The organism is Dyella terrae, from assembly GCF_022394535.1.
GTDB lineage: Bacteria > Pseudomonadota > Gammaproteobacteria > Xanthomonadales > Rhodanobacteraceae > Dyella.
This window is the reverse complement of record NZ_CP089414.1, coordinates 3,843,123-3,864,659: the sequence shown is the minus strand read 5'-3', so window position 1 is coordinate 3,864,659 and position 21,537 is coordinate 3,843,123. Positions and strand designations below refer to the sequence as shown.

Annotated in this window: 18 protein-coding genes; 5 read left to right on the top strand and 13 right to left on the bottom strand. The window is 63.5% G+C overall.

Features of this window, described 5'->3' with window-relative positions; genetic code table 11:
• Positions 1–675 precede the first annotated feature (675 nt).
• The 4 genes from cyoE to DYST_RS16845 are packed head-to-tail and all read right to left on the bottom strand — an operon-like array spanning position 676 to position 4,056.
• Complete coding sequence (cyoE, locus tag DYST_RS16860; protein ID WP_102303025.1) at positions 676–1,584, bottom strand: heme o synthase; 909 nt, start codon at positions 1,582–1,584, stop codon at positions 676–678.
• A 2-nt stretch (positions 1,585–1,586) separates the two neighbouring features.
• Entirely contained in the window at positions 1,587–2,753 is a 1,167-nt protein-coding gene (locus DYST_RS16855) for a COX15/CtaA family protein (protein ID WP_239946826.1), read from the bottom strand.
• Complete coding sequence (locus DYST_RS16850; RefSeq protein ID WP_239946825.1) at positions 2,753–3,322, bottom strand: hypothetical protein; 570 nt, start codon at positions 3,320–3,322, stop codon at positions 2,753–2,755. The genes DYST_RS16855 and DYST_RS16850 overlap by 1 nt, the downstream gene beginning before the upstream one ends.
• The gene (locus tag DYST_RS16845; RefSeq protein WP_239946823.1) at positions 3,319–4,056 is read right to left on the bottom strand and encodes an SURF1 family protein; all 738 of its coding nucleotides are present in this window, start codon (positions 4,054–4,056) and stop codon (positions 3,319–3,321) included. Before DYST_RS16845 ends, DYST_RS16850 begins: the two co-directional genes overlap by 4 nt.
• A gap of 59 nt (positions 4,057–4,115) precedes the next feature.
• Here DYST_RS16845 and DYST_RS16840 point away from each other — a divergent pair, with 59 nt between their 5' ends.
• Positions 4,116–4,331, top strand: a complete 216-nt coding sequence (locus tag DYST_RS16840; RefSeq protein WP_019464088.1) for a twin transmembrane helix small protein — start codon at positions 4,116–4,118, stop codon at positions 4,329–4,331.
• A gap of 168 nt (positions 4,332–4,499) precedes the next feature.
• Here DYST_RS16840 and DYST_RS16835 read toward each other — a convergent pair whose 3' ends face one another.
• From DYST_RS16835 to DYST_RS16820, 5 genes are all read right to left on the bottom strand, one after another.
• Positions 4,500–5,387, bottom strand: coding sequence for a cytochrome c oxidase subunit 3 (locus DYST_RS16835; RefSeq protein WP_239946822.1), 888 nt, complete (start codon positions 5,385–5,387; stop codon positions 4,500–4,502).
• A 66-nt stretch (positions 5,388–5,453) separates the two neighbouring features.
• The gene (locus tag DYST_RS24060; RefSeq protein ID WP_255409216.1) at positions 5,454–5,585 is read right to left on the bottom strand and encodes a hypothetical protein; all 132 of its coding nucleotides are present in this window, start codon (positions 5,583–5,585) and stop codon (positions 5,454–5,456) included.
• A 51-nt stretch (positions 5,586–5,636) separates the two neighbouring features.
• Positions 5,637–7,253, bottom strand: coding sequence for a cytochrome c oxidase subunit I (ctaD, locus tag DYST_RS16830; protein WP_102303030.1), 1,617 nt, complete (start codon positions 7,251–7,253; stop codon positions 5,637–5,639).
• A 47-nt stretch (positions 7,254–7,300) separates the two neighbouring features.
• Complete coding sequence (gene coxB, locus DYST_RS16825) at positions 7,301–8,194, bottom strand: cytochrome c oxidase subunit II (protein WP_239946820.1); 894 nt, start codon at positions 8,192–8,194, stop codon at positions 7,301–7,303.
• Positions 8,195–8,287: 93 nt separating this feature from the next.
• The gene (locus tag DYST_RS16820; protein ID WP_102303129.1) at positions 8,288–8,728 is read right to left on the bottom strand and encodes a DUF2244 domain-containing protein; all 441 of its coding nucleotides are present in this window, start codon (positions 8,726–8,728) and stop codon (positions 8,288–8,290) included.
• A 492-nt stretch (positions 8,729–9,220) separates the two neighbouring features.
• Here DYST_RS16820 and putA point away from each other — a divergent pair, with 492 nt between their 5' ends.
• Positions 9,221–12,391 (top strand): bifunctional proline dehydrogenase/L-glutamate gamma-semialdehyde dehydrogenase PutA, encoded by a 3,171-nt coding sequence (putA, locus tag DYST_RS16815; protein ID WP_239946812.1) that lies wholly within the window; start codon positions 9,221–9,223, stop codon positions 12,389–12,391.
• A 56-nt stretch (positions 12,392–12,447) separates the two neighbouring features.
• Positions 12,448–13,221: a TlpA family protein disulfide reductase gene (locus DYST_RS16810; protein WP_239946810.1), complete on the top strand. Its 774-nt coding sequence runs from the start codon at positions 12,448–12,450 to the stop codon at positions 13,219–13,221.
• Between the two features lie 33 nt (positions 13,222–13,254).
• On the opposite strand, the gene DYST_RS16805 is transcribed toward DYST_RS16810, so the two are convergent.
• Complete coding sequence (locus DYST_RS16805) at positions 13,255–14,061, bottom strand: acid phosphatase (protein WP_239946808.1); 807 nt, start codon at positions 14,059–14,061, stop codon at positions 13,255–13,257.
• Between the two features lie 128 nt (positions 14,062–14,189).
• On the opposite strand from DYST_RS16805, the gene DYST_RS16800 reads away from it, so the two are divergent.
• Positions 14,190–15,263 carry an AraC family transcriptional regulator gene (locus tag DYST_RS16800; protein WP_239946806.1) on the top strand — a complete coding sequence of 358 codons (1,074 nt, stop codon included), beginning with the start codon at positions 14,190–14,192 and terminating at the stop codon, positions 15,261–15,263.
• Between the two features lie 4 nt (positions 15,264–15,267).
• On the opposite strand, the gene DYST_RS16795 is transcribed toward DYST_RS16800, so the two are convergent.
• The 3 genes from DYST_RS16795 to DYST_RS16785 all read right to left on the bottom strand — a co-directional run bounded on the left by DYST_RS16795 (position 15,268) and on the right by DYST_RS16785 (position 19,814).
• The gene (locus DYST_RS16795; RefSeq protein ID WP_239946805.1) at positions 15,268–16,938 is read right to left on the bottom strand and encodes an ArnT family glycosyltransferase; all 1,671 of its coding nucleotides are present in this window, start codon (positions 16,936–16,938) and stop codon (positions 15,268–15,270) included.
• Between the two features lie 69 nt (positions 16,939–17,007).
• Positions 17,008–18,525 carry an ArnT family glycosyltransferase gene (locus DYST_RS16790; protein ID WP_239946802.1) on the bottom strand — a complete coding sequence of 506 codons (1,518 nt, stop codon included), beginning with the start codon at positions 18,523–18,525 and terminating at the stop codon, positions 17,008–17,010.
• 260 nt (positions 18,526–18,785) lie between these two features.
• Positions 18,786–19,814 (bottom strand): glycosyltransferase family 9 protein, encoded by a 1,029-nt coding sequence (locus DYST_RS16785; RefSeq protein ID WP_239946800.1) that lies wholly within the window; start codon positions 19,812–19,814, stop codon positions 18,786–18,788.
• 480 nt (positions 19,815–20,294) lie between these two features.
• Here DYST_RS16785 and DYST_RS16780 point away from each other — a divergent pair, with 480 nt between their 5' ends.
• The gene (locus tag DYST_RS16780; protein ID WP_102303037.1) at positions 20,295–21,533 is read left to right on the top strand and encodes a parallel beta-helix domain-containing protein; all 1,239 of its coding nucleotides are present in this window, start codon (positions 20,295–20,297) and stop codon (positions 21,531–21,533) included.
• Positions 21,534–21,537: the final 4 nt, after the last annotated feature.

Here is a 21,537-nt window from a genome sequence, read left to right as displayed (position 1 = left end):
ACCCTATGACAGGGGCTTGGGGTGACGAAAGTTGCTGCGTTCAGGGGTTGGGGTGGGATGTGAGGGCGGCCGTAACGGAAGCTCGCAGGGTTCAGTGACAACGCCGCACTGAAGTCGCGCACAAGGCGCCCCACAGATGGGCATTCGCTTTACGGTTTGGCTTTTGGCTTTTGGCTTTTGGCTTTTGGCTTTTGTCCTTCGCCCTGGCTTTTGATCTACCGGGCCCCGTATGAGGCGGCGGGCGGGTGGAGAGAAGGCCCCGCAGGGGTGGCTGGCACGGATGCCAGCCACTTTCGCCGGGGCAGGAGCCCCGTCGAAAAGCCCGGAACCCGCACGCGTACCTGGAGGGCGAAGCCCGGAAGGCGCCTCATCCGGGGTGCCCTTTCTTCGGGTTACTTTCTTTACTCCGGGCATCCTGCCCTTCGCCCTTCGGGCCGGCTCCGCCGTTCGCACGCGCTCCTGCGCGTGCGTGGGCAAGCAAAGAAAAGTGACTCGGCCTCCGGCAGGAGGTCGAAACGCCCGCCGCGTAGGCGGCCAGGTCGACGCGACGCGACAACCAAGAGCAAAGTCACTGGATCCCTGCCTTCGCAGGGATGACGGCTTTTATGAAGCGGAGAGGCTAGATTGACCCCTCACCCCAACCCTCTCCCCACAGGGGAGAGGGAGAAAACAACGTCAAATGGTGCGCTCGAGCACCACACCCTGATGCTGCACCAACGGCTCCATCAACCAATGATCCACCAACAAAAACGCAAACAACGCCATCAAGTACACGATGGAATAGTTAAACACCTTCATCGCGAAAAACTCATCCGGCGGATTAAGCAACCGCACCGCGTAATACAGAAAACCAGCACCCAACACCACCGCGCCGCCCAGATACACCATCCCGCTATACCCCGTCAGCGCCGGCAGCAACGTCACCAGCACCAGCAGGATCGTGTAGAACAACACGTGCCAGCGCGTAAACACCACGCCATGCGTTACCGGCAACATCGGCACCTGCGCACGCGAATAATCGTCGCGGCGGAAAATTGCCAGCGCCCAGAAATGCGGCGGCGTCCACACGAAAATAATCAGGCAAAGCTGCAGTGCGAACGGATGCAACGCACCCGTCACCGCTGTCCAGCCGAGCACCGGCGGAATCGCGCCAGCCAGCCCGCCAATCACAATGTTCTGTGGCGTCGCCCGCTTGAGGTAAGCCGTATAGACCACGGCATAGCCGATCAAGCCACCGAAGGTGAGCAGCGCGGTCAGCGGATTGACCAGCACTACCAGCTCCACCATCGACAGCGCGCCCAGAACAAGGGCAAACGTAAACACCTGGCGCGGCGTGAGCTGCCCGGTGGCGAGCGGGCGATGCGCGGTACGCGCCATCACTTTGTCGATGCGCTGATCGATCAAGTGATTGAACGCGGCGGCTGAGCCCGACGCCATCCAGATGCCCAGCGTGCCGAACACCAACGCACGCCACGGCGGCATGCCGGGCACGGCGAGGAACATACCAATGACGGCGCAGAACACCAGCAGCGCGACGACGCGCGGCTTGGTCAGTTCCAGGTACTCATGGAAACGTCTGCTCATCGTCAACGGTGTCCGTAGGAAAGAAACATCGCGTCGCCATGACGCTTCTGCGTGCGCGCCAGCGTAGCCAGCAGGGTGAACAACAGCAGCGCAGCCACGCCATTGTGCAGCGTTGCCACCGGCAAAGGCAGCCCGAAATGCACATTGCTGATGCCCAGCAGCACTTGCGCCACCAACACCACAGCAATCGCCAGCCCCTGCGCGCGCAGGCCTCGGCGCGATACGCGGTGCGACAGCCAGGCCAGATAGCAGAACACCACCAACGCACCGATGCGATGCGTGATCTGGATAGCGCTACGCGCGGCCATATCGAGCACGCCACCTTCGTAGTTCACGCCAATGCCGCGCCACAATACGAAGGCTTCATGGAAATCGGTGGGCGGAGCCCACTGGCCCAGGCATTTGGGGAAGTCCGTACCGCAGGCGAGCGCCGCGTAGTTGGAGGACGTCCAACCGCCCAGCGCGATCTGCGCCAGCAACAGCACGATGCCGACTACCACCGCCGCACGCAGACCGGCATAGCTGTCGTTGGGCGCACTAACGCCCGCGAACCGCAACGCGGCATAGGCCAGCAAGGCGAACGTGGTGATACCGCCCATCAAGTGGCCCATGACCACGATGGGCTTCAGCAGCAAGGTCACCGTCCACATACCAAGCATGGCCTGGAATACGACCACGGCGAAGGCCAGCACGCTGATGCGCCATGCGCCCGGCCGGTCGAGTCCCATGGCCGCGATAAGTGGCAATCCTATGGCCGCGAGTGACACCCATAACGACCAGTGGTGCTCGCCCTTGATGTACATCCCGACGCCTACCGCGGCGCAGATCGCACCGACGATCACCGCGTAGCGCGCCCATGGCCGGCGCCAGCTGGCCACCAACGCAAGCGCCAGCACCAGCGTGCCCAACGTACCCGCGAGGAAGCGGTGCACCTGCTCGCGCCACGCTTTGTGCGTTTCGTACGGGCGATCTGGGAAAGCCTGATTGGCCTGCGCGATCTCATGCTGCTGCTCCGGCCACGCGGCGCGGCCATAGCAAGTCGGCCAGTCCGGGCAGGAAAGACCGGCGTTGGACAAGCGCACGAATGCGCCAAACATCACCACGCCAAAGGCGAACACGGCCGCGAGCAACGCGAGGCCGCGCAGCACTCTGATGGAACGGGCGGTCATCAGCGGATCACCTTCTGAAGGTCCTTGCGCAAGCCGGTGGGATCGAAGCCCGCGGGATAGAACGACAGCGCCGTACCGTCTGATTCGACCAACAGCGCATTGACCGTGTCGGGCGTGGTCGGCGTGAACGGTGCCAAGGCCCCCATCGAATCCTGGCCCAGCTTCCAATAACTCGTCATGCCGCTGGCGGCAGCATCGACTGGCGGCTTGCCCACGTACAGCAGGCGCAAGCGCGATGCGTTTTGATTGAGTGTGATGCGCGCCGCGGCGATCTTGGTGAGCACATCCATGCATTGTTTCGCGCAATCGGGCCCGACCAGCGCTACCAGCGTGAGCTGCGGCTCGCTGGCGCGCCACGCCCAGGTATCGCCATTGGTCAGGGATACCGGCACCTGCTCCGCGGCGAAGTTGCGCTGCGGCGTGACCGGCTGGCCGTTGGCCTTCCCACTGGGCTGCCAGCCCGAGAGCGTCAGCAACATCGCCCCGATGATCGGCGCAGCGAACACCAGCGCGATCAGCAGCAGCTTCAGGCGACTTTTACGCAACGCGGTGGAATCAGGTGAGTTCATGGTTTGTCCGATCGGGAAGGTCGACGACGATGCAGTACCAGCAAGATCACTACCGCCGCGACGGCGAAGGTAAACCACTGGAAAGCATAAGCGCGATGGCGCGCTGGCGGCATCGCCGAGAAGTCGATGGTGTGCTCGCGCACGTAGATGGAGGAAGGTTCCGCATCAAGGATGAGCACCTGCGGATACAGCGCGGTGCCAAGGTCAGCGGCCACTTGCGGCAGCTCCAGGTAGACGGTGGTCTTGGGCCACTGCGTCTGGCGTGCCAACGCATTACCACCCATTTCGAAACCGACCCCAGGCGCCGGCACATAGAGACCCTGCAGCGTTTGCACACCCGTGGGCAACGGCGGCAATTGTGGCGCCTGGTCGGTGCCGTTACCGGGTAGAAAGCCGAGGTCCACCAGCAGCAGGTGGTCGCCGCTGCGCAGACGGAAAGGCGCATAGACTTCCACGCCGCCGCGCTGATCGTGTTTCGGGTTGTCCAGCAAGTAGAGACGATCAGTGCGGTACTCACCCTCCACGCGAATGCGTGGAAACGCATCGACGGGGGGATTCGAGGCCACTGCGGCAAAGTCGCGCGGGGCAGCTGTTTCCGCTGTGGCATACCGCCGCAGAATTTGCTCTTTTTCGTCCGCGCGATGCAGCTGCCACACGCCCAAACGTATGAAAAGCAAGGCGCCAGCCACCGTGAGCAGCAGCGCAAACCACGACGGACGGCGCAGCCACTTCACGCAGTGGCACCGTGCACGACCGCTATACTGCGGATGTCAAAAACGTTCGGACCTATCACGTGGAAACCATCTACAAATATGCGCTGGTGATTCTGCTGCTGGTGGTGTTGTTCAATCTTGGTCAGGCCTTGTACTTCATGATGACCGATAAGGAAGGCAGCAAGCGCACGGTGTGGGCGCTGACGCGCCGTATCGGGTTGTCGGTGCTGCTCATCCTGATGGTCGTGCTTGGCATCTGGATGGGCTGGCTCCATCCGCATGGCGTGGGCCAGTAATTGTAGCTTCCCGCCGTCGCTGGCGCCTCGCTTGCGACATCTGGTTCCCCGAAGGCCCGCCACTGGCGGGCCTTCGTTTTTCCATCCCGGAGCGCGTCCTCAGGGCGGCGGCGGATCCAACAAAAAGCCCGCCATTCGGCGGGCTTTTTGTTGCGACGCGTCAGCGCCTCAGAGAATGTAGACGAACATGAAGAGACCCAGCCACACCACGTCGACGAAGTGCCAGTACCAGGCCACCGCTTCGAACGCGAAGTGGTGCTCCTTGGTGAAATGACCCTTGGCCACGCGCAGCCAGATGATCGCCAGCATGATCGTGCCCAGCGTCACGTGCATGCCGTGGAAGCCGGTGAGCATGAAGAAGGTCGAGCCGTACACGCCGCTCTGCAGCGTGAGGTTGAGCTCCTTGTAGGCTTCGATGTACTCGTGCGCCTGGAACCACAGGAAGGTGGCGCCCAGCAGCACAGTGAGGCCGAGGAACACGAGGATCTTCCCGCGATGACCTGCCTTCAGCGCATGGTGCGCAATGGTCACGGTGACGCTGGAGGAAAGCAGGATCAGCGTATTCAGCAGCGGCAGGCCCCACGGCGCCACGGTCTGGAACGAGCCACCGATGCGCCCCGGACCGCCACCGCCGCTGGCACCCCACGAAGCCGCGTAGTTGTCCCACAGGAACTGGTGGGTCAGCACGCCATGGCCTTCGCCGCCGAGCCACGGCACCGCGAACATGCGGGCGTAGAACAGCGCGCCGAAGAAGGCGCCGAAGAACATCACCTCGGAGAAGATGAACCACATCATGCCCATGCGGAACGAGCGATCCACTTGGTTGTTGTAGTTGCCCGCCAGTGATTCGCGGATCACCGAACGGAACCATCCGAAGAACATAAACAGGATGCCGAGGAACCCGATGGTGAGCAGCGCCTTGCCAAGGGTCGCCTCACCCGGCGGCGCATTCAGCCAATGCGCGGCACCGAGCACGGTCACGAACATGACCACCGCGGCCACGATCGGCCACTGGCTCTTGGATGGAACGAAATAAACGCCTTCTTGCTGAGCCATGTGAGATCCCTGTGGAACGCTCTGTCTACGTCAACGGTACGACATGGAAATGCGACAGCGGTCGCGTCAGGAGTACTTCAGCCCCTGCAACAACGAGAGCACGAAGATCGCGAAGGCAATGCCGCCGAACACCGTGACGGTGAGTCGGACGCCCTTCTTGCGGGCCTGCTCGATCGTTGTTGTCGATGACTGGTTCATCCGTTCGCTTCCCGTCGCCCCGGCACAAGGCCGGAGCGATCATGCTTGGTATCAATCGTCGGTGTGGCCGTGAGCCAGTTCTTCGTCGTGAATCACCGGCGGCACTTCGAACGTGTGGTACGGCGCCGGCGACGGCAGCGTCCACTCCAGGCCCCTGGCGCCTTCCCACACGCGGTCGAGAGCCTTCTTCTTGGAGAACCACACCGCGTGGATGATCACGCCCACGAAGATCAGCTGCGAAGCGCCAAACAGGAAGCCGCCGATCGAGCTGATCATGTTGAAGTTGGCGAATGCCACGTTGTAGTCGGGGATGCGGCGCGGCATGCCAGCCAGGCCCAGGAAGTGCTGGGGGAAGAACAACACGTTCACCCAGATCACGCTGTTCCAGAAATGGATCTTGCCCCAGGTCTCCGAGTACATGTGGCCGGTCCACTTGGGCAGCCAGTAGTACGTGGCGGCGATGATGGCGAAGATCGCGCCGGTCACCAGCACGTAGTGGAAGTGCGCCACCACGAAGTACGAGTCGTGGTACTGGAAGTCCGCCGGGGCCAGGGCCAGCATCAGGCCGGAGAAGCCACCGATGGTGAACAGGATGACGAACGCCACGGCAAATAGCATCGGCGTCTCGAACGTCATCGAGCCGCCCCACATAGTGCTGACCCAGTTGAACACCTTCACGCCCGTCGGCACCGCAATCAGCATGGTGGCGTACATGAAGAAGATTTCGCCGCCCAGCGGCAGACCCACTGCGAACATGTGGTGCGCCCACACGATGAACGACAGGAAGGCGATCGAGGCAATGGCGAACACCATCGCCTTGTAACCAAAGATCGGCTTGCGCGCGAAGGTCGGGATGATCTCGGACACCAGGCCAAAGGCCGGCAAGATCATGATGTAGACCTCGGGGTGACCGAAGAACCAGAAGATGTGCTGGAACAGAATCGGATCACCACCACCCGCGGCATTGAAGAAGCTGGTGCCGAAGTACTTGTCGGTGAGCAGCATGGTCACCGCACCCGCCAGCACCGGCATCACCGCGATCAGCAAGAACGCCGTGATCAGCCAGCTCCACACGAACACCGGCATCTTCAGCAGATCCATGCCCGGCGCGCGCATATTGAGGATGGTCGCGATGATGTTGATCGCGCCCATGATGGAGCTGATACCCATCAAGTGCACCGCGAACACCAGGTACGCCACCGAGTCACCCTGCAGCGACAGCGGCGGGTACATGGTCCAGCCGCCGGCCGGGCCACCGCCCGGAAGGAACAGCGTGGACAGCAGCAGCGCGAAGGCGAACGGCAAGATCCAGAACGACAGGTTGTTCATGCGCGGCAACGCCATGTCCGGCGCACCGATCATCAGCGGGATCATCCAGTTGCCCAGGCCCACGAAGGCCGGCATCACCGCGCCGAAGATCATGACCAGCGCATGCATCGTGGTCATTTCGTTGAAGAAGTACGGCTGCACCAGCTGCAAGCCGGGTTTGAACAACTCCGCGCGGATCACCATCGCGAAGCTGCCGCCAATGAAGAACATCAACAGCGAGAACACCAGGTAGAGCGTGCCGATGTCCTTGTGGTTGGTGGACATGCACCAACGCACAAAGAAATTCTTGGGCGCGCCGTGGTGATCATCGTGATGATCGTGTGTAGCTGCGTGGGCCATGCCTTACACCTCTACCTAAATGCGAATGCTGTTGATGGGCTGATTGCTCAGCCTTGATGGCCCTGCGAAACAGGTGCGTCGGTCGCCTGCGCCGTAGCGGGTGCGGCAGCGGTGGAAGCCGCCGCTGGAGCGGCAGGCTGCGCGGGCTTGTTGGCCTCGGCTTCCTGATCGGCCAGCCACTTCTCGAACTCGGCCTTCGGCAGCGCCTTCACCACGATCGGCATAAAGCCGTGATCCTGGCCGCACAACTCGGCGCACTGACCGCGGTACACACCCGGCTCGGTGATGTTGGTCCAGGCCGCGTTGACGATGCCCGGGATGGCATCCATCTTCCAGCCCAGCGCCGGCACCCACCACGAGTGGATCACGTCGCCAGCGGTGATGACAAAGCGGATCTTGGTGCCGACCGGTACCACCAGCGGCTTGTCCACGTTGATCAGGTAGGTGTTGTAACCGTCGACCTTCACTGCGTTCGGGTCGAGGCCCGAATTCAGCTGGCGCGTCTCGTCGCTTTCTTTGTCGAGCTTGGACATGAAGCCGACCTTGTCGATCGCCTTGCCCTTGTAGTCGACGTAGTCATAGCGCCACTTCCATTGGTAACCGGTGACCTTGACGGTCATTTCCGAACCCGTGGTGTCGGCGAACGTGCGCAGACCGCCCGTGGCGAGATAAGCCAGCACGATCAGGATAATGACGGGGATGGTGGTCCACACGATTTCCAGCGTCGTGTTGTGGGACCACTTTTCGGCCACTGCGCCGCGTGATTTGCGGAAGCGGAACATGGCGATGAACATCGCGCCGAACACAAGGATGCCGATAACGACGCAAACGCCGAAGGCAACGTTGTTGAGGAAGTAAGCCTCAGGCGACCAGGTGGATACGCCGCGGGTCATGTTCAACTGCCCGGGCTGCGGATTGGCGAGCGCCACGCCGCCGAACATCGTGAGTGCGAAGAGTGCTGCCGTGACCGCTCGCTTGATACCACTCAGGCCTGATGCCGCCAGATGTCATGTCGTGATGCACCTTTGTTGAACCTACCTGCGCTGCTTTTGAGTCAACTCCGCCAGCAGCACCATGAGTTTCCTTGACAGCTCGGCACGCTCCTCTTCCCCGAGGAAAGCCCCGATTTCCAGCTCCCGTCCGTGCGACGTCAGCAACAGACGGCCTCTCCCTTGGCCAGACACCAGTTGTACACGCACCCAGTACGTCTGAAAGCGCGCACTTCGCCGACCTGGCAGGGATTGCACCTCCAGCGACGACTCGTCGAGGGTGATGCGTTCGCTGCGGTCGCCCGCCCGCCAAGCCACGCCCAAGGCGAAAGCCACCGCGGTGGACTCGACCAGTGCGAATAAAGGAGCAAAGACATTCCCCTGCCATGCTCCCAACACGGCCGTCGTCAGCGCCAGCGCTGCCAGGCCTCCGATCAGTCGACGCAGGTCGCGGCGGCTGAGGGCGCGATTGGGCTTGAGCCACATCGTCGCGCACGGCAAGCCGGCCACTGCTGGTCGAAGCACGATCATGAGAACCCGGCGTGCCTGGAACGCAGGCATGATAGGCCGCGAGCGCGTCGGGGAGCAACAACGCCGCATGTGCTTGATTTGAAGCAAGGATGAACGCGCGCCGCTGTGTCTGTCGGCATGCGCGCGACGTGTGTCTCCGTGCGATTGTGTGAATTGTCATGGGCTTGGGCAATGGGCTTCCGACGTGCCCGGGTCGGCCTCCGTGAGTCGCGCGAGGGGTGCGACGGTTTGCCACATGTCAATCTGCCGCCCCCGTTCTCATGCCGTAGGGCGACAGAACATCCGGCCCGGGCACCTCTCTACCGGTTCTCCTGCCCCGCCCACATATATATGTAGGTCGGCGGCATGCCCTGCCGCACCGCAGCACCACGTACGGGTGCGTGCGTATTCCCCCACAAGTACAATCCCGCGATTCCCCGCCCCACCAACGTCTCGGCTAAAACTCTAGTGACACAGCTCATTCTCAGTCCCGAACTGCCGACCGGCGTGGAGCCGGCGCGTGCGCGCATTACCGCCAACTGGCTGCGCGACGAAACCGAAGCGGTCAACGACCTGCTTGCCCAAGCCACCCTGCCCGCTGTCGAGCGCGAAAAGGTGATCGACCTGGCCGCCGAGCTGGTGACCCGCGTGCGGGCCCGCGCCAAGGACCAGAGCGCGGTCGAATCCTTCATGCGCCAGTACGACCTCTCGTCGGAAGAAGGCGTGCTGTTGATGTGCGTGGCCGAAGCCCTGCTGCGCATCCCCGACAAAACCACCGCGGACAAGCTGATCCGCGACAAGCTGGGCGATGCGAACTGGAAGAAGCATCTGGGCCAGAGCGAGTCGGTGTTCGTCAACATGTCGACCTGGGGCCTGATGCTCACCGGCAAGCTGGTGACGCTGTCCGAAGAAACCCGCCACGATTTCACCGGCGCGCTGCGCCGCTTGGTGGGCCGCGCAGGTGAGCCGGCGATTCGCCTTGCCGTGCGTCAGGCCATGCGCATCATGGGTCACCAGTTTGTGATGGGGCAGACCATCGGCGACGCACTGGATCGTTGCGCGCAGAAGGAATATGCGATGTATCGCTATTCCTACGACATGCTGGGCGAATCGGCGCTCACCAGCGAAACCGCTGAGCGCTACCAGCAGGATTACCGCAACGCGATCGCGTCGATCGGGTCGCGTGGTCCGTTCGCCAATCACACCGATGCACCGTCGATCTCGGTGAAGCTCTCCGCGCTGCACCCGCGCTACGAAGTGGCCAAGCGTGAGATTGCACGCCGTGATCTCACTGCCAAGTTGCTTGAGCTGTCGCAGCTGGCGATGAAGCAGGGCATCGCGCTTTCCGTCGATGCGGAAGAAGCGGATCGCCTGGAGCTTTCGCTCGACATCATTGGCGATGTGTTCGCGCATCCCTCGTTGGAAGGCTGGAACGGCCTCGGTATCGTGGTGCAGGCGTATGCCAAGCGCACGCCCTTCGTCATCGATTGGCTGATCGAAACCGCGCGTGCCTCCGGCCGCCGCTGGTACGTGCGCCTGGTGAAGGGCGCGTACTGGGACGCGGAAGTAAAACGCGCGCAGGAAAACGGCCTTTCCGGTTACCCGGTGTATACGCGCAAGCCGAACACTGACGTGTCGTACCTCGCGTGTGCGCGCAAGCTGTTGGACGCGGGCGTGGCACTGATCTACCCGCAGTTCGCCACGCACAACGCGCATACCATCGCCGCCGTGCATCACATCGCGCAGGGTCGTCCGTACGAGTACCAGCGCCTGCACGGCATGGGCACGGACCTTTACGCCGAAGTGATCGGCAAGCCCGATGCTAATAAGGGCGGGCTCAACGTGCCGTGCCGCGTGTACGCACCGGTGGGCACGCATGAAGACCTGCTGCCTTACCTCGTGCGCCGCCTGCTGGAAAATGGCGCCAACACCAGCTTCGTCAACCGCGTCGTTGACGAATCGCTGCCGGTGCGCGAACTGGTCGCCGATCCGTGCGAGACCGTGCGCTCCTTTGCCTCCATCCCTCACCCGCGCATCCCCCTGCCGGTGAATCTCTACGGTGAACTTCGGAAGAACTCCATGGGCGTCAACTTCTCCAACGACAACGAACTGAAGGCCCTCGCCGAGGCAATCCATAGCAACAACGGTCCGTGGAACGCCGAACCGCTGGTGCCGGGTGCCAAGAGCACCGGCGCTACCGTGCAGGTGACCAATCCCGCCGATCGCCGTCAGGTCGTGGGCAGCTACGTCACCGCCGACAGCGCCACCGTCGACAAGGCGCTGGCCAACGCCGTTACCGCGCATCACGCGTGGGATCGCCTGCCTGCCGCCAGCCGCGCTGCGATTCTTGAGCACGCCGCTGAGCAGCTCGAAGCGCGCCGTGGTGAGTTCATTGCACTGTGCGTGCGCGAAGCGGGCAAGAGCTTGCCGGACGCCATCGCCGAGATCCGCGAAGCCGCCGACTTCCTGCGTTACTACGCCACCATGGCACGCCGCCTGTTTGGCCATCCGGAACAGTTGCCGGGTCCGACCGGCGAGAGCAACCAGTTGTTCCTCAATGGCCGCGGCGTGTTCGTCTGCATCAGCCCGTGGAACTTCCCGCTGGCCATCTTCCTGGGCCAGGTGAGCGCCGCGCTTGCCGCTGGCAACAGCGTGCTCGCCAAGCCCGCCGAACAGACCAGCCTGATCGGCTACGTCGCCGTGAAGCTGCTGCACGATGCCGGCGTTCCCGCCGATGTGCTGCAGTATCTGCCGGGTGACGGCGCCACCGTCGGTGCCGCACTGACGCGCGATCCGCGCGTGTCGGGTGTCGCGTTCACGGGTTCCACCGAAACGGCATGGGCGATCAACCGCGCACTCGCCGCGCGCAACGCACCCATCGCTGCGTTGATCGCCGAAACCGGCGGCCAGAACGCGATGATTGCCGACTCCTCCGCGCTGCCGGAACAGATCGTCAAGGACGTGATCTCCTCCGCGTTCCAGTCCGCCGGCCAGCGTTGCTCCGCTGCACGCGTGCTGTTCGTACAGGAAGACATTGCCGACAAGGTCAATGCGATGCTCGCCGGCGCCATGGCCGAGCTGAAGATCGGCGATCCAGGCCAGTTGTCCACCGACGTGGGTCCGTTGATCGACGAGGACGCGAAGAAGATCCTTGTGGACCATGCCGCGCGCATGGACAAGGAAGCGAAGAAGATCGGTGAAGTGACGCTCGATCCGGCGACCACCGGCAACGGCACGTTCTTCGCACCGCGTGCCTACGAAATCCCGGGCCTCGCCACGCTGACCCGCGAAATCTTCGGCCCGGTGCTGCACGTGATCCGCTGGAAGGCCGATGACCTGCCGAAAGTGGTGGACCAGATCAACGCCACCGGTTACGGCCTGACGCTGGGCATCCACAGCCGCATCGACGACACGGTGGAGTTCATCCAGACCCGTGCACGCGTGGGCAACTGCTACGTCAACCGCAACCAGATCGGCGCGGTGGTCGGCGTGCAGCCGTTCGGCGGCGAAGGTCTGTCGGGCACGGGCCCGAAGGCCGGTGGCCCGCACTACCTGCTGCGTTTTGCCGGCGAGCGCACGCTCACCATCAACACCACCGCCGCTGGCGGCAACGCTTCGCTGCTCACCATCGGCGAGTAAGCGCGACACGAGGCCGGCGTATCTTCGCCGGCCTCTTCTTTCGACGGGAGATCCGCATGCGGTACGCGGCACGACTCGCATCGATGCTGGCGTTGACATTGCTCGCCTCATCGCTCCACGCCACACCCGCACAGGATGACGAACAACGTTTCGTCGCCACGTTGCAACTGGGCTCCTCGCCCGACGTCCATTACCTCGACGCCAACGGCAAGCCGGTCAGCTACGCCGCGTTTGCGCAGCAGCTCGGGGCGGGCCGCGACTACAGCAGCACCAGTGACAGCAAGGCGAACACCGCCATGCTGCGCCTGCGCCCACCCGGCACCACTACCGGCACGGGGCGCTTCTCCTTCGGACGTGGCAGTGCGTTTCCGCCGTTCGAGTTGCCCTCACTGCAAGGTCAGTCGCTGCACTCGAGTGACCTGCGCGGACGCTACACGCTGGTGAGTTTCTTTTTTGCCGACTGCGCACCCTGCATTGCCGAGGTGCCTGTGCTCAATGCATTCGCCAAGGCAAACGGCGATATGGGCTTCGTCGCCATTACCTATGAAGACGCAGACACCGCCCGAAATTTCTTGCACGACCGCGGCCTGCGCTGGCCTGTGCTGCATGACGGGCAAGCCTTGATCGATACGCTGGGCGTGAACATCTATCCCACGCTGATGCTGATCGATCCGTCCGGCCACGTAGCCGGCGCGGCGGTGGGCATGGCCATGCGCGATGGACAGGACAAGCAGCTCGCCGATCTAACCGGCTGGGTGCAGCAGTGGAAGAAAGCGACGGCCGCCTCTTCCGCAGGAGCACACTCCGAGAGTGACAAGCCACACCCTTGACGGTCAACTGAAGCAACGGCCGGCGCGTAGTCGTCAGTAGGGCGTGGCTTCGATCAAGGTACGTTCTGCGCTGCACTGCGTTCCCGCATTCGACGGGGCCATCTTTCGGTAATCCGCCAACTCCACGCGCGCCGCCGCCAGCTCTGCCTGGAAGGTTTCCGATGCATGCAACACCGCCACCACCGACGCACCGTTCATCGCGCCGGCTTCGATCGCGCTGAGGTTGTGCACGCCACACACCACGCGACTGTCGGCGAAGGCGCGGGAACGCAGCAGCAGGTCGCTGGCCCGATCCGGCGCCAATTCCGCCAGCACCAGCCCCACTGCCCAGCCGCGCGTGGCGTGGCCGGAGGGATAGTCGAAGCTCTTGGCGAGCTGCGCGGTGGACTGACAGGTCGCGCCCTCGTCGATCAGGAAGGGACGCTGCCGCTGGTTGGCCTTCTTCGCAGGCGCGGTGGAGGCATCCGCCGCGCTGCTGGTGGCATCCACCAGGGCCGCCAGCTTCGGCAGCTTCGCGGCGTCCAGCGATACACCCATGGCGCAGCTGAAATCACCCATCAGCTTGGGCGTGGCGTAATCCACGTCCTGCTGGGCCAGGGTCCAGCGCGGCGTGCCCTGTAGCTTGCGCGTGGCCAGGAATACCTGCCGGTCAGCGTCGTAACGGGGCGTACCTGCTGTGGGTGCTGCCGGTAGCAGCTCGGCTGTCCGCAGCGATGCGACGGCGGATATTGCCTCGTCCGAGGGCACGTTCGGTGCCGGCGCGTGCACGGGGGCGCAGGCAGCCAGGGGGAACAGGCCAAGCCAGGCGGCACGGCGAAAATGGGCCAGGATGGTACTCATCAGCGCTCTCCCGAGGGACAACGGCGCCCGGCCTTGTGCATTGCGCAAGGCGATGGGCCTGACACCATGATATAGATCAAGGGGTGTCGCCGGGTCGCCCGGCGTGCTCAGGGGGTGGGAGCTGAGTCATGACGTCTGTTGCCGTCAGCCATGCCATTGATGACGCCGTTGCGCCGCCGGGCGCTGACGCGCGTTATACCGTGGCCGAAACGCCGCCGAACATTCTGGTGCACCTGACCCAGCTGGCGCTGTCACGCGGGTTGCGCTGCGACGGCTGGTTCGCAGGCTCAGGATTGACGCGTGAGCAGCTCAACGACCCGACCCTGCGCATTTCCTATCGGCAAGCGCATTCGGTGATCCGGCGGGCACTACAGGCCACCGGGGAGCCGGGCCTGGGCTTGGCCGTGGGGCGCGGGGAGACACTTGGCAGCTTTGGCCTGCTGGGCCTTGCCATGATGACCTCCGCCACCTTCGGCGACGCCATGCAGGTGGGCATTGCCCATCATCGCGTGAGTGGCAGCCTGGTCGACGTGAGTTTTGAAGTGCTGAGCCAGCGCGAGGTGGCGCTGGCCGTGTGGCCGCGCTTCAACGATGCGCCGCTACTACCGTTCCTTTGCGAAGAGCTGTTCGCCAGTTCGCTGGACATTGCGCGGGAGCTGGCCGGCCCTGGCTTCCAGCCGATGCGTCTGGAGCTGACCTACGCACGACCCGCTTGCGCAAAGGACTATGCCGAGTTCTTCCAGTGCGAACTGGTGTTCGGCGCGCGCCACAACCGCATCGTGGTCGACGCGCGGTGGCTGGAGCACCCGCTGCCCACGCACAACCCGCTGACCGCGCAGCAAGCGTTGTCCCTGTGCACGCAACAACACGATGTCGATGGGCCCCAGCAGGAAGTTGTTGCCTCGGTGGAGCGTCTGCTACGCAGTCATCTGCGCAACCAGCCACGCCTGCCTGACGTGGCGCGCATGCTCAATATGAGCGAACGCTCGCTGCGCCGCCGACTGGCCGAAGGCGGCCGTGTGTTCCGCGAAATCCACGACCGCGTGCGCGCCGAGCGTGCGCTGGAACTACTCCACGGCGGCACCCTCAGCGTGGCCGAGATCGGTCTGGAGATCGGCTTCAGCGACCCACGCGAATTCCGTCGCGCGTTCAAGCGCTGGACCGGCATGCCGCCGCGCAGTGCGCGACAGCGCGCCGCCTAAGAGCCTATTCGTCCAGCTGCCCGCGCGATTGCGCATCGACGAAAGCAGACACCGGCCACACCGCGAGCCAGATGCCGCGGAACGGCTGGATGTAGACGGCATTGGCGCGGGCCGCGGCGGATAGCCTGCGCGGATAGGTGATCACCAGCCCCTGCGGATGCGCCTGCGCCCACTGCCTCACTTCGTTGACGCTGTGAAGCTGCGTCACCGGCTCGGTAAGGCGTCCCAGGAAGGTGTACTGGCCGTCGTTCGATTCCAGGTTGGCCACCGGGCGGCCACCCGCTTCCGCGTGGGCCAGCATGCGCGCCACTGGGGTGAAGTCGTAGGCAGGCCACAACGTGAGCGTGAACAGGCCATTCGCGGTGACGACGGCGATGAGGCCGACGATGGCGACGCGATACAACTCGCCCTTGCGAAGCACGAGCAGAGGTACGGAAAGCAGCAGGAAAGCGATGCCGAACGGCATGCTGTACCGGGTCAGACCTATCAACAGGTGATCGCTGATGTGCCCACTCCGCACCAGTGACTCCATGGAAAGCAACGCCACGCCCGCCACCGCGCACGCCAGCGCCAGCGGCCACGGGCCAAGCCAGCGTGATGCGACGGGGCGTCGCTCTTGCAGCAAGGCGAGAGACGCCGCCATGAGCAAGGCGAATCCGCCGAACTCCGGCAGTAAGTAATAAGGCTGCTTGCCGCTGACCAGCGAGAAGCCAATGAACACAGGCACCAGCCATGCCGCGAGGAATCGCAGACCGACTTCCAGCGGACGGCGCAACGATGCCAGCGCAACCCACACGCGCGGCCAGAGTACAAAGGGAAACAGCAGAACCGGCAGCACCGTCAGATACCACCAGAACGGCTCGCGGTGCGCGAACGCATCCACCACGCGGCCAGCGGTCTGGTGGACGACCAGCTTCTGACGGTAGGTTTCGCCGCCGGTGGTGGTGGCTAGGAGAACCCAGGCCAACAGCAGCAGAAGGCCAGCCACGAGTGCAACCGCGCCACCGATATACCAGCGACGACGCTCCTGTTTCGCCCAACGGTTCCACCACGGCCCCAGCAGCCACGGGAGTGCCACATGAAGCAGCATCACCGGGCCCTTGCTGAGCAAGCCCAGGCCCACGGCAAGTGCGAACCAGCCGAAGCGCGGGGCCTCCCGCTTTTCCGTCGGTACCAGGCACAACAGCGCCGCCAGTACGCAGTCGGCGAGCAGCACTTCGTACATCACCTGCAGGCCGAACAGGAAACCAAAACTATAAGCCGCGAGTATCCACGGTGCGGTCCGCGCCACGATGGGGCGATCGGGAAACAGACGCTGCGCCAGCCGATGCACCAGCACCAGTTGCACCGCGCCGAGCAAAACTTCCAACAGGCGCGGCCACACGTCGCCGACGCCGCCAACGGCCCAGCCGAGATGGATCAGCCACAGCAGCAACGGCGGCTTGTCGCTGTACGGCAAACCGTTGAGGTAAGGCACCAGGAAGCTCTGCCGCAGCCACATTTCCCACGCCACCGACAACGTGCGCGTGGAATACATCGGCATCGGGCCGTGCTGAAAGATGGCGATAAGCGCGGCCACCAGCCAGCACCATAGCCACGGCATAGCCATCACCGAAGCCTGCAGGCGACGGAGCGGCGTGGATGGCGAAACAGAGCTGGAGGTCGATGTCGTCACACTGGAAACTCGAAAGGACGCAAGGTGCGCTGGTTACGGAGAACGAAAAAGCGAATTACCGGATGATGGTCAGCGGCCCCGGTCGATGCCGCCCCAATCATCCACGTCGCCCGCAGGCACCACGCCGCCGCGACAAGCCGGCGCGACCGCATCCAGCCGGTATAGCCGCCAGTCGCGGCCACTGGTCACACCCATGTCCAGCGTCTTCGCCGGGTCGACGCAAGGCGCCATGATGTCCGACAGCACAAGCACCCAGCGATCGGAAGGCGACTGCTCCTGCCAGCGGATCGAATCTGCCAACTGCTCATGCCACGGCGTGACGAAGCCGAAATCGGCCACCTTGCGATGGAAGGCCAGCGGCAGTTCTTCCTTCCATGCCACCAACGCCAGCTTCGCGTTCGGTCCGACGACCTGTTCCACGCGTCGCACCAGCGGCTCCTGCGAGCTGGCGCGCGCCAACAGCGGCGCGACCCACAGCCCCCAGACCATCCAGACGCCCGCCATGCCGGCCAGCACGGCGATGCCGGCACGACGCAGGCGGAACAACGCCGCGCACGCCAGCATCCACACACCCATCACCAGGAACGCCAGCCACAACGACGATGCATTCGCCCCGAGCTGACGCCCCGCAGCGAAGCGCTGCATCCACGCCGAGGGATGCACCAGCGCCTGCGCGCCCAGCACCACCAGCGGCAACGCCAGCAGGAGCACGAAGCCGATGGCCAGCCATTGCGCCCAGCGCTTTTCTAGAATGCTGCTCAGCCACGGCCCCGCGCAAAGTGCGAGCAGCGGCAGCGCCGGCATGATGTACACATCACGCTTGGCGCGCGTGAGACTGAAAAAGACGATCACCAGCACCGCCCAGACCAACGGCAGCAGCACGCGAGCGTCGCGCTCGCGCAGCGCCTGTCGCCATGCCGGCAACAGTCCCGGCAAGGCAAGACTCAGGGGCAACCACGAGGTGAAGATCACTTCGATGTAGAACCACGGTGGCTGGAAGCTGTTCCACGGATGCACGTAACGGTGCACCGTCTGGTTCACGAAGATGTCGTTGACGTAGGCACGCGCGGCGGCGCTGTCATGCGTATGCACGTAGATCGCCAGCGGCACCAGCCAAAGCGCCAGCGCGGCGACGAAGGCCAGCGCACCACCGAGCCATACCGCGATACCGCCGTCGGCGGGAGCCAACCCTTGCCAGCGGTATTTCCGTGCGAACCACCACGGCACCACCATCAGGAAGGCCAGCACGCCCACGCCCTTGGTGATGACGCCCAACCCGGCCGCGAAGCAGCCGAGCCACAACGCGCGGCGGTCCGGCCCTAACAGCGCATGCCGCAGGATGCCGACGTTCGCCGCAGTGACAAAGAACGTGACGGTGGGGTCGATCTGGCCGCGTTTCGCCTGGAAGACGAACTGCACGGTGCACAGCAGCGCCAGCGCCGCCCACAGCCCGGCGCGATGTCCCCATAGCCGTCGCCCGAGGTCGTAGATCAGCCACAAGGTGCCCAGCGAGGCCAGCAGCGACGGCAACAGGAAGGCGATGCGCCAATCCCCCGTCAGTGCATGCGATGCGGCCTGCGCCGCCATGAACAGGGGGGGGGTTTATCCGAGTACCAATCCGCACCGCGATGGGGAATCAGCCAGTTGCCGGATGCCGCCATCTGATGGGCGACCAACGCGAAGCGCGGCTCGTCGGAGGGCGTGGGGGTACGCATACCGATGCCCGCCGCCAGCAATACCAACGCCGCGAGCATCAGAAACCACCGCTCCATCGGCTCGTGCAATTCGTCACGCCACCGGGTCACCGACCCGGAGCGTCGCGCAGCATCATCCACGGTAAAACCCCATCAATGGGACAGGCTAAGGTGGCCTAGATTACCTGGATGCCCGCCCACGTCGTCCCAATTCAACGAAAGACTGGCAGTTGCACCGCCAGAAACGCCGCCTTCCTTCAGCAGCGTCGGAAAAGCACGTACCACCTGCACCGCCGCCTCACGGGCGGACATGCCGTGTGTCAGCAACGGGCAGCTACCCATGCCGTAAGGCGCGTACACCGAGGCATCGGTCACGCAGAACATGCCGACGGTAGGCACCTTGGACGCCACGGCCAGGTGCATCACGCCGCAATCCGCCGTGATCATCAGGTCCATGTTGGCCATCACCGCGCCCATGCGACGGATGTCGGAGGAGTAATAACCCGTCCAGGCCTCCCCAAGCATGGAGTGCCCATGCATCGGAATCAGCTCGAGCAAGTTCGCCTGCGGGTTCATCTCCTTGAACGCCGTGATGAACTCGGCCCACCAGGATTCGGAGTAGCGCTTGGCACCCGTGGCATTGGCGAAGATGCCGATGACCGGACGGGAGGCGTCCTGCTGCGCTTCGTGCAGCAACTGGTTCACCACCGAACGGCCAAGCGCACGCTCGTCGTCCGTCAGCCGGATATCGAGCGAGGGATAGTGACTGGTGTCGTCCACCACGCCCGAGTAATGCGCCCGCGCCCAACGCAGCAGGTTGATGGGGCGCTGGGCCATATGGTCGCCGGCCACCGCAGTCGGCACGGGGTGCGACAGGCCCGAACCCTTCGCGTCATCGCTAAAACCGAGCGTGTAGCGACCGCGCAGGTAGCGTGTCATCGCACGGCTAAAGCCTGAGCCCAGGCAAGGATCGATGATCAGGTCGTACTGCGTCTTGCGGATGCCGAACAACATCGCCAGAAACGCGAACGGATGCTTAAACCCGCGCTTGGGCAAGCAGTAGACGTTCTTTACGCTGAAGAAGGTGGAGAACACCTCTTCCGCGAGGCCGCCTTCCGAAAGGATGTCTATTTCCGCGCCGACATACAGCCGTTCCAATTCCTGGATGAGCGGCGTCAACAAGATGGTGTTGCCGAGCCGATGGTTCGGCCGACACACCAGGATTCGGTAAATACCCCTGCGCGACAGGGACGTTTGTGCAGCACTGACGCTGGATATATTCACGCAACACCAAGATGGAAAAACATGGAACGAGGTCAACGCGTCCGGTGCTACGCCGGGTGACACACCCGACCTGAAATCTTCCCTGATACAAGGCTTAGTATCTGCGCCACTCACTTTCGTGAAACTTATGCGCAGCAATTACACGGTTTTTACGTTTAGGTTTTCTTGCGACTAGGTTTCGCAGACTACACGCGATTTGTTCCATCAACGGATATATCCCCGATTCCGTGCACTCAGTAGCTGTCACGTTATTTAAACGATCGTCACACTGGCCGCTTTACCCCCCCTTAGCCGTCCGTTCTGCCCTCCCTTGTGCACTGCAGTTTCCGGGACAGTGTCACGTCACGCAGCCAGCCGCTCCTGGGGAGGAAAGCGACCATGCGCAAGATCCTATTGTTTCTCGCCCTGCCGTTGGCCCTGTCGGCCTGCCATCACGAAGAACAGGCGGCACAGAGCAGCACCGACGCCTCGTTCGAGTCCAAGCTGCAGGAACAGTTGCTGGACGCCAAGCCTGGCAGCGTCATCGATATTCCTGCGGGTCACTATCACCTCACGCGCGGCCTGAGCCTGCGTACCGATGGCGTCACCATCAAGGGCGCCGGCATGGACAAAACCGTGCTGTCGTTCAAGGGTCAGGTGGTCGGCCCCGAAGGCCTGCTGGTGAACGCGAACGACTTCACCATCGAGAACCTCGCGCTGGAAGACACCAAGGGCGACGCGCTCAAGATCAACCAGGGCAAGAACATCACCATCCGCGGCGTACGCGTGGAGTGGACCGGTGGCCCCAAGACCACCAACGGCGCCTACGGCCTGTATCCGGTGAAGACGCAGAACGTGCTGGTGGAAGATTCCGTCGTAATCGGCGCCTCCGACGCCGGTATCTACGTCGGCCAGTCCAACACCATCGTGGTGCGTCGTAACCGCGCCGAGTACAACGTAGCCGGCATCGAGATCGAGAACTCGGTGAACGCCGACGTGTACGACAACATCGCCACCAACAATACCGGCGGCATCCTGGTGTTCAACATGCCCAACCTCTCGCAGGCGGGCCACAGCACGCGCGTGTTCAAGAACAAGGTGTACGCCAACAACACCGATAACTTCGCCGCCAAGGGCGCGGCCGTGGCCAGCGTGCCGCGCGGTGCAGGCGTCGTAGTGAACTCCAACGACAAGGTGGAGATTTTCGACAACGACATCGCCGACAACCAGACGACGAACGTCATCATCTCCAGCTACTTCTCCACCAACTACTACAACACCAAGGGTGTCGCGGCCGACTACAACCCGTACCCCAAGGGCATCTTCATCTACGACAACCGCTTCAAGGGCGGCGGCGATTCGCCGGACGGCCTCAAGCTGAAGACGCTCAAGACGGCGGTGTTCGGCATCAACGGCAAGTTCCCCGACATCCTTTGGGACGGCTATGTGGACGAGAAGACCCTCGTCGACGGCATGCCGCCCGCGTCGGATCGCTTCTGCATCCAGAACGGTGACATCGGCGTGATCAACGCCGACGGCCCGCACGACTACAAGAATCCCAGCACCGACACCAAGCCCTACCAGTGCACGCTACCCAAGCTGCCGCCGGTCGTTCTTGATCCGGAACCGAAGGCCTGAGGTA